8 protein-coding genes are annotated in these 7,937 nt (G+C 54.3%); all 8 read right to left on the bottom strand.

The window, feature by feature from the left end; genetic code table 11:
- The coding region (locus EJQ19_RS27810; RefSeq protein ID WP_241243110.1) for a response regulator transcription factor at positions 1-419 on the bottom strand (419 nt) is incomplete at its 3' end.
- 1 nt (position 420) lies between these two features.
- Entirely contained in the window at positions 421-2,646 is a 2,226-nt protein-coding gene (locus EJQ19_RS27805) for a sensor histidine kinase (protein ID WP_164716746.1), read from the bottom strand.
- Positions 2,647-2,758: 112 nt separating this feature from the next.
- Positions 2,759-4,102, bottom strand: a complete 1,344-nt coding sequence (locus EJQ19_RS27800) for a UDP-glucose dehydrogenase family protein (protein WP_126144490.1) — start codon at positions 4,100-4,102, stop codon at positions 2,759-2,761.
- 38 nt (positions 4,103-4,140) lie between these two features.
- The gene (galU, locus tag EJQ19_RS27795) at positions 4,141-5,016 is read right to left on the bottom strand and encodes a UTP--glucose-1-phosphate uridylyltransferase GalU (protein WP_126144489.1); all 876 of its coding nucleotides are present in this window, start codon (positions 5,014-5,016) and stop codon (positions 4,141-4,143) included.
- The gene (locus EJQ19_RS27790) at positions 5,013-5,870 is read right to left on the bottom strand and encodes a PHP domain-containing protein (RefSeq protein ID WP_126144488.1); all 858 of its coding nucleotides are present in this window, start codon (positions 5,868-5,870) and stop codon (positions 5,013-5,015) included. Before EJQ19_RS27790 ends, galU begins: the two co-directional genes overlap by 4 nt.
- Before the next feature lie 81 nt (positions 5,871-5,951).
- Entirely contained in the window at positions 5,952-6,863 is a 912-nt protein-coding gene (locus EJQ19_RS27785) for a selenium metabolism-associated LysR family transcriptional regulator (RefSeq protein ID WP_126144487.1), read from the bottom strand.
- Positions 6,864-6,979: 116 nt separating this feature from the next.
- A complete protein-coding gene (locus EJQ19_RS27780) occupies positions 6,980-7,417 on the bottom strand; it encodes a hypothetical protein (RefSeq protein WP_126144486.1) in 438 nt (145 codons plus the stop codon).
- 244 nt (positions 7,418-7,661) lie between these two features.
- On the bottom strand, positions 7,662-7,925 hold the full coding sequence (locus tag EJQ19_RS27775; RefSeq protein WP_126144485.1) for a YlbG family protein: 264 nt from the start codon (positions 7,923-7,925) through the stop codon (positions 7,662-7,664).
- Positions 7,926-7,937: the final 12 nt, after the last annotated feature.

Here is a 7,937-nt window from a genome sequence, read left to right as displayed (position 1 = left end):
GCTGCCGCAGGCGCTGGCATCCGCCCGTCAAGCCGCCGAAGCACCGCGTTCACGCGGGCAAACAGCTCATCAAGCGAGAACGGCTTCGTCAAATAATCGTCAGCCCCGAGATTCAAGCCCTGTACCTTGTCAGCGCTGTTGCTCCTCGCCGTCAACATAATAACCGGCACGCTCGAAAACGACCGCAGCTGCCTCAGCACCTCGAAGCCGTCCATGCCCGGCATCATCAGATCGAGCAGAATCAGATCCGGGTCGAACAGATCGACCTGCTTCAGCGCCTCGGCACCGCTTTGGCAAGCAGCTGTCTCATACTGCAGCGACTTCAGGTTCGCGGCAATAAACCGAATAATTTTCGGCTCATCGTCGACAATCAATATTCTTTTTCCGCTCATCCCACTCACCCCGCTTTTCCCGCTCATGCTAGTCCTCCTCCTTCTCTCCCTCGATGAACCGCGGAATCGCCAGTGTAAAGGTGCTGCCCGCACCAGGCCTGCTCACCACCGAAATACTGCCGCCATGCGCCTCCATAATCCCTTTGCAGATGGCCAGCCCGAGCCCCGTGCCGCCTGTCTGCCGGCTGGACGACACATCGACGCGATAGAAGCGGTCGAACAGCTTGTCCACATGCTCGAGAGCGATCCCGATGCCGTTATCTGCAACATGCAGGTACACGAACCTTTCATCCGCCTCCGCCGTAAGACGAATGAGCGGCTCCCGCTCATTGTACCGAACCGCATTGGCAAACAAATTCAGCAGCACCTGCTCCATTCGCCTTTTATCCGCATTAATCAGCGGCAGCGACGCCGGCAATTCCACTTGAAATACCATATCGCGACCGCCTCCAGGCGCCGGGAAGCGCCCCCGGGCGCTGTCTACAACAGCGGCAAGCTGAAGCGGCTCCCGCTGAATCCCCATCACGCCGGACTCAATCTTCGAAATGTCCAGCCACTCGTCGATCAAATCCTGAATCCGGCCAATGTCCTCATGAATGCCTTCCAACAGCTCCTGCTTAAAATCGTCCTCCCACTGCGCATCCCGCCGGAGCAGCGTTTCGACGTTCCCGCGAATGCTCGTCATCGGTGTTTTAAATTCATGGGACGCGAGCGAGATCAGATCGTTCTTGAGCGCATCCACTTCATGCTCCTTCGTGCGATCCTGCCAGACATAGCCGCGCCCGAACACGCGCCCTTCGCGGGCAACCTCAAACGCGAACACCCGCAGAAAGCGCGGCTTTCCGCCTTCCGCCGCCACCGTCAAATCGAGCTGCACGCTGGGAGCATCGGCCAGCTTGGCGAGCTGCTCCTCTTCCCCTGCGGGAAGCCACCTCGCAATATGCGCAAACAAATCCTCCTCGCGCATCCCGGCAAGCGCAGCCATCTCCAGGCCAAAACTCTCCGCCATACGGGGATTGGCATACCGCACACGGTGCGCCATATCGATAAGGACGATGGCGTCCGACATGCTCTCCAGCACCGCATTCAGTGTCGTATGCTCCTCGGCCAGCCGCTGCGTGCGATCTTCTACACGCTGCTCCAATTCGGTGTTCAATCGAAGAAGATCGGTTTGCTTCGCCCTAATTTCTTCCGCCATCACCCCAAAATGCTCCGCCAATTGGTGCAGCTCCAACGGCGCATCATGAGGCACGGTTACGGAATCCGGCAACGCATACGCGCCGCCCGCGAGCCGCTGAGTGTACCCAACCAGCGCATGAATCGTGCCGTTCAGCCGTTTGGCGATCAGGCTGCCGAGCAGCAAGGTCACGATTAACGTTAACAGCAGCAGTCCAAGCGTAAGGCGCAGCGACTCATTGAAAGCGGCATTGACGGAAGCCTTGGAACGGCTCACCCAGACGATCATATTCAAATTCGGGATCAGCTTGTAGGTTATGAACTCCTTTTGCTCCGCCGTCGCGAGCGTATAGGTGCCCTCACCCTGCAAATTCATTCTCGCATCCGTGACGACAGGCTCCTCCGAAAGATTCGCCATCGAAGCCGTCAATTCCGCCGCCGGATGATAGATCGGCTTCCCTGCATGGTCAAGCACGACGGGATAAGCATCCGTGCCATACTTATATTTCGTGACGAGCGCTTTGATTGGCGCAAGCTCCAACACGGCCAGTACAAAGCCGTCCTCTTCCTTATCCCCTTTATAAACGGGCACCGCAATCGCCAGAGCCGGCACATTTCCACTCTCCGGCCCCTGAAACAGCGAAGAAACGATCGTCGTATGTCCCGCGCGGATACGTTTCGTATAGTCGCGATCCTGCACGTCCGTGCCAATCAGCGCCATGGTCGGCTGATGGCTCGCCACGATGCTGCCCTGCTGGCTCACTACATAAATACCCGCGAAGCCCGCCAAATTCGCCTGCAGCGATTGCAGTTTCAACATCAAGCTCTCCTTCGTGCGAAAAGCCGCATCGGAAGCGGAAATCGTCGCCGCCAGCGTCTCCACCGCATTCCGGTGGTATGACATGTACGCCTCCACGGCATCAGCCAGACGGTATGTGGTTTGCCGCTGATTTTGATTCGTTTCCTGCGTAATACGCGTAATCTGAAAAACCTGAAATAGACCAAGTATTAAAATCGGAATTAACGCAATGACCGCAAACGTCACCGTCAGATGCGATCGCATGGCATAATGCTTCAACCTGATGTCCCCCGTTCTCCTGCACAGCTGGCAAGGCCTGTCCTTGTATTGTATCATCCGGCTGAAAAAGAAAAAACCTGCCAAGCCCTATAGGCTCGACAGGTCACACCCGTCAGGTCGAACGAATCGGTTGCGTGTCTTCCGCATACGCCGTTTGTCTGCCGACCGACACATACGTAAAGCCCAGCTCGCGCATCGCCTCGGGCTCGAACATGTTGCGGCCGTCGATGAGTAGCGGCGTGTTCACCAGACAGCGGGCAAGCCGCCAATTCATTTGGCGAAATTCGCTCCATTCCGTGAGAATGACGACGGCATCCGCTTCATAAACGGTAGCGTACGGATCCGTACACAGACTTACGCCCGGCAGTCGTGCAGCCGCCTGCGTCAGCGCCGCAGGATCGTAAGCCGAGACGACCGCTCCCCGCTCCTGAAGCGCAGGGATAATATCAAGCGACGGCGCATCGCGCAAATCGTCCGTATTCGGCTTGAACGCAAGGCCCAGCACCGCGATGCGCTTTCCGTCGAGCGGACCAGCCGCCTCTTCGATTTTCACCACGAAGCGCTGGCGCTGCAGCTGATTCACCTCAATGACCGCGCGCAGCATTTTAAAATCGTAGTCCACGTTCTGCGCTAATTTGAGCTGAGCCTGCGTGTCCTTCGGAAAACAGGAGCCTCCGTAGCCGATGCCGGCATTCAGAAAATGCGGTCCGATCCGCCGATCCATCCCCATGCCCTTGGCGACAAGCGTCACATTCGCCCCGACTTTTTCACAGACATGGGCCATTTCATTAATAAACGAAATTTTCGCAGCCAGAAACGCGTTCGATGCGTATTTAATCAGTTCCGCACTCTCCCGATCCGTATGCAGCACTTCGGCGCCAAGCGGCGCGTGCATCGCAGCAATGCGCTCCCCGGCTTCCCGATGTTCGGAACCGATCACAATCCGATCGGGATGGAACGTATCCTGAATCGCCGAGCCTTCGCGTAAAAACTCCGGATTCGACACGACATGAAACGCCAGATGCGGCATCGCCCGATTGCGCAGCAGGTTTTCCGCCCACCCTCCGGTACCGACTGGCACCGTACTTTTCATCACGATAATTTTGGATGACAACGCGTAGGCGGCAATGGCATGCAGGACGGACTTGACCTGGCTCATATCCACATCGCCGTCCGGTTGGGCAGGCGTTCCTACTGCAACCATAATAATGTCGGATTGCTGAATCGCTTTTCCCACGTCACATGTAAAATCAAGCCGACCCGCCTCAAGGTTAGCCGCAACCAGTGCTTGCAACCCGGGTTCGTAGATCGGCATTTCACCGCGGAGTAAACCATCGATTTTACGGGCATCCTGATCGACACATACGACCCGATGCCCCATCTCTGCAAAGCAAGTGCCTGAAACGAGACCGACATACCCAGTGCCGATGACACTGATTCGTTCTGCAACCCTCATGCGCTAACCTCCAGTTAACTCACCGGGCTGCGCTTGCCTCATCCCCAGCTCTTCACCAAGGAAAGCAGGTACGCTTTCACTTGATCCTGCAAATCAGGGCGCTGCAGAGCGAGCTCGATGGTCGCTTCAATGTACCCCATTTTATCTCCAACGTCATACCGATTCGCTTGCATCAAATAGGCGGCCATCTGCTGCTGCTGATTGAGCACGCGCAACGCGTCCGTCAACTGGATCTCACCGCCGCGCCCCGGTTCCTGACGCTCCAGAATGCCGAAAATTTCCGGCATTATGATATACCGCCCGATGACGGCCAGATTGGACGGCGCTTGATCCCGATCCGGTTTTTCCACCAAATCTTCAATCAACTGATAGTTCGGAAAGCTGGCTGCCGGCGACACGATGCCGTACTTGCTCACATCTTCCCACGGCACCTCTTGAACGGCGATGACGGACGAGCTCGTCTCTTGGTAAATGTCCATCATCTGCTTCAATCCCGGCGGCGAGGATTGCAAAATATCGTCCCCGAGCAGGACAGCGAACGGCTCATCGCCAATAAACTTGCGCGCGCACAGGATCGCGTGGCCGAGGCCAAGCGGCTGCTTCTGTCTAATGTAATGCACATCGGCGAGGTTGGAGACGGCTTGCACGGTTTCCAGCAGCTTCGTGCTGCCTTTATCCTCCAGCATCATTTCCAGTTCAACCGACTTGTCAAAATGGTCTTCAATCGCGCGCTTGTTGCGACCCGTTACGATAATAATGTCTTCGATGCCGGATTCAATCGCTTCTTCCACGATGTACTGAATGGCCGGTTTATCCACAATTGGCAGCATTTCTTTCGGCTGTGCTTTCGTTGCCGGCAAAAAGCGCGTTCCGAGTCCCGCGGCGGGAATAATGGCTTTGCGTATCGGCTTCATGGGCGAGCTCCCTTCGCTTGCTGTAGGATGGACGGTAAGCGGGACATATCGATGCGCCTTGCCCCGATCGCAGCATGAAAAGCTTCGCCATCGCGCACGCCATGGAAATCGGAACCTGCCGTGACGAACAGCCCTGCGCCTTCGGCCAGCGCCGCATACTTCGCTTCCTGCTCAGACGTGTGGTCCGAATGGTACGCCTCTACGCCGTCAAGCCCCTGCCTCATAATCGCTTCTACCAACGCATCATTGCCATAAATGCCGGGATGCGCCAGCACGGCTTGGCCGCCAGCCTCGTGAATCCACGTAATCGCCGTCTCCGGTGCAATCCGCGGCGGATTCGCATAAGCAGCAGCTCCTGTCGCCAAATACCGATCGAACGCTTCCGTTATCGTGTCGACGTAGCCCTTCTTCAGCAGCACCGCCGCGATATGCGGCCGGCCCACCGTGTCGCCTTTCCGCTTGATGTGCGCCACTTCCTGCTCAACCTCAGCCAGCGTAACCGCCATGCCCAGTTCCTGCAGCTTTGCAATGATCATCTGATTGCGAACGTCGCGCGTATCACGCAAGGAAGCGAGCCGCTCCAAGAACACAGCGTCCGTAATGTCGACATTGTAGCCGAGCACATGGATGTCCTGGCCTTCCGCGACCGTTGAAATCTCAACGCCGGGAACGACCGTCAGGCCCAGTTCTTTTCCTGCCGCAAGCGCCTCGACAACGCCTGAAACCGTATCGTGATCGGTAATCGCCAGCACGCTTAGCCCGGCTTCCTTCGCCATGCGGACATTCGCCGCCGGAGACTGCAATCCGTCCGAAGCGATCGTATGCGTGTGTAAATCTCCTTCTACTCTTGCCACCCGGCTTCCCCCTCATCTTACTTGTTCATCATTATTGCAGCGTAAAACCACTTGCAGATTTATGTTAAATCTCATCTTCCCCTACAGATAGCGGGCCAAATCCCCCTGCCGCAGGAAGGTCATGAAACTGACCGCCGAAATCGGCAGCAGCGTCGAACTCAAATAAATGGCGTAAAAATTACGTTTGAACACGATATTTTCAATCTTTTTTACCTTAAACAGCCCTAACGTAACTTCATGCTTGACCGATGAACTGGATAAAATGGAAATGCCGAGCCCCGCTTCAACCGCAGACTTGATGGCGCCTGTGCTGCCAAGCTCCATCATGATGCGCATCCCGGAGTAATCCATGCCACACCTGGCAAATTCCTCTTCCATCACACGGCGCGTGCCCGATCCCTGCTCCCGCAGGACGAACGGATATTTCAGCATTTCCTCCAGCGGTACGACCTCAAGGTCCGCCAAAGGATGTCCGGCAGGTACAATCAAGCTCAATTCATCGCTCAGGATCGCCTCCGTATGCACGTCAGGATGATGAATCGGCGCCTCCACAAGCCCGAAATTGAGTTGATGGTTCAGCACTTCTTCCAAAATTTGCGCCGTGTTCATCACTTTCATGGAGACGGAAATGTTCGGATATTCCTTGCGGAAAGGTCCCAGAAGACGCGGCAAAATATATTCGCCCATCGTAAGGCTGGCGCCAAGCTGCAGCCGCCCTTCGATCATCATCGTAAATTTGGACATCGCGACGTCCGTATCGCGGATCAATTCAATGCTACTCTTCGCAAAAGGCAGCAGCGCCCGCCCCGCCTCGGACAGTTCGATTTTTTTCGTACTGCGGTGAAACAGTTTGACCCCGAAGTAATCCTCAAGGGACTGCACCTGCATCGTCACGGCGGGCTGCGTCATGTGCAGCGCGCTGGCCGCGTGCGAGAAACTGCCTTTTTCCGCAACGGTGTAGAAGATATGTAATTGATGGAAATTCAGTGCCATAACAGAACCGCCTCTCTTTGTTACCATTATATGAAATCGGGCCCGTCCAGTCCATTCCGTGCAAAAAAAGAGTATGCCTGGGGACCAGACATACTCTACGTAAGAAAACCGCGATATTATCGCTGTTTCCGGCTATTCTTGATTAAGGTCATTCGGCGGGAATGACGCAGCCACGAATAATACGATTTCAAGTCGCGCAGTTCCATCGTTTCGGACATTTTGCCCAGGAACGTTACGATAATCATTTTGTGCAGCGGGTTGCCGACGAGATCTGTTTCATGCTCCAAATGGGCGAATTCCGCGACCACGACAAGGTCGTCATCAATCAAATAAACGTCTTCTTCATTCCGATAGTAGGATACAATTTGATTCGTTTTTAACTTTTCCCACAAAAAAGCACATATGTCCTCAATGGAATTATTGTCCTTGGAAATGCGGTCCGTCCAGCGCTGTCTGGCATGATTCGTGATCACGATGTCCGCCACTTTCTTGTCGCCTAGCTGTACGAAGAACGGTTCATATGTGCTCCATCTCCCCATAATTTTATCTTTCATGATCACAACTCCTTTCCTTTGAACTAGGACATCCTACCTATGTAGGCTTGTAAGTTATAATTTACTTTATCATAACTTTTTTTTCCATGGAAGAATATATAAAATTATTAATAATTATTTGTGAGATCTGCAAAAAATGCTTATTATCTAAAAATTCAGACGAAATCGGCGACATATTGGTTCGCTTTTTCATAAAAAAAGAAAAAGAGCTTCAAGCAGAAGCTCTCCATTTTGCAACCAAGCCTCAAAGCGTGTAGAATCTAGTTTTGTCGGGCATATCACTACTGTATTCGGTTTTAATTTCGTTCCGGTACGATTTCTCGACCTTCTTCACGTAAGGCAGCTTCATCAGGCTGCGCGTCGTTTCTTCAACCTTGCTGGCATGAATATAAAGGACGGCATAATTCATTTTTTTGGATATGTAATGAAGGGAACCGAAGCGCTCCAGATTTCTGGCCGCTTTCGTATCGCTTACCCAAACGATTAATCCGGATCGTTCAATCATCATGATGGCAACCTC

The organism is Paenibacillus whitsoniae, from assembly GCF_003955665.1.
Taxonomy (GTDB): Bacteria; Bacillota; Bacilli; order Paenibacillales; family NBRC-103111; genus Paenibacillus_E; species Paenibacillus_E whitsoniae.
The sequence above is the reverse complement of the archived record's forward strand: the minus strand, read 5'-3'. Positions and strand labels throughout refer to the sequence as shown.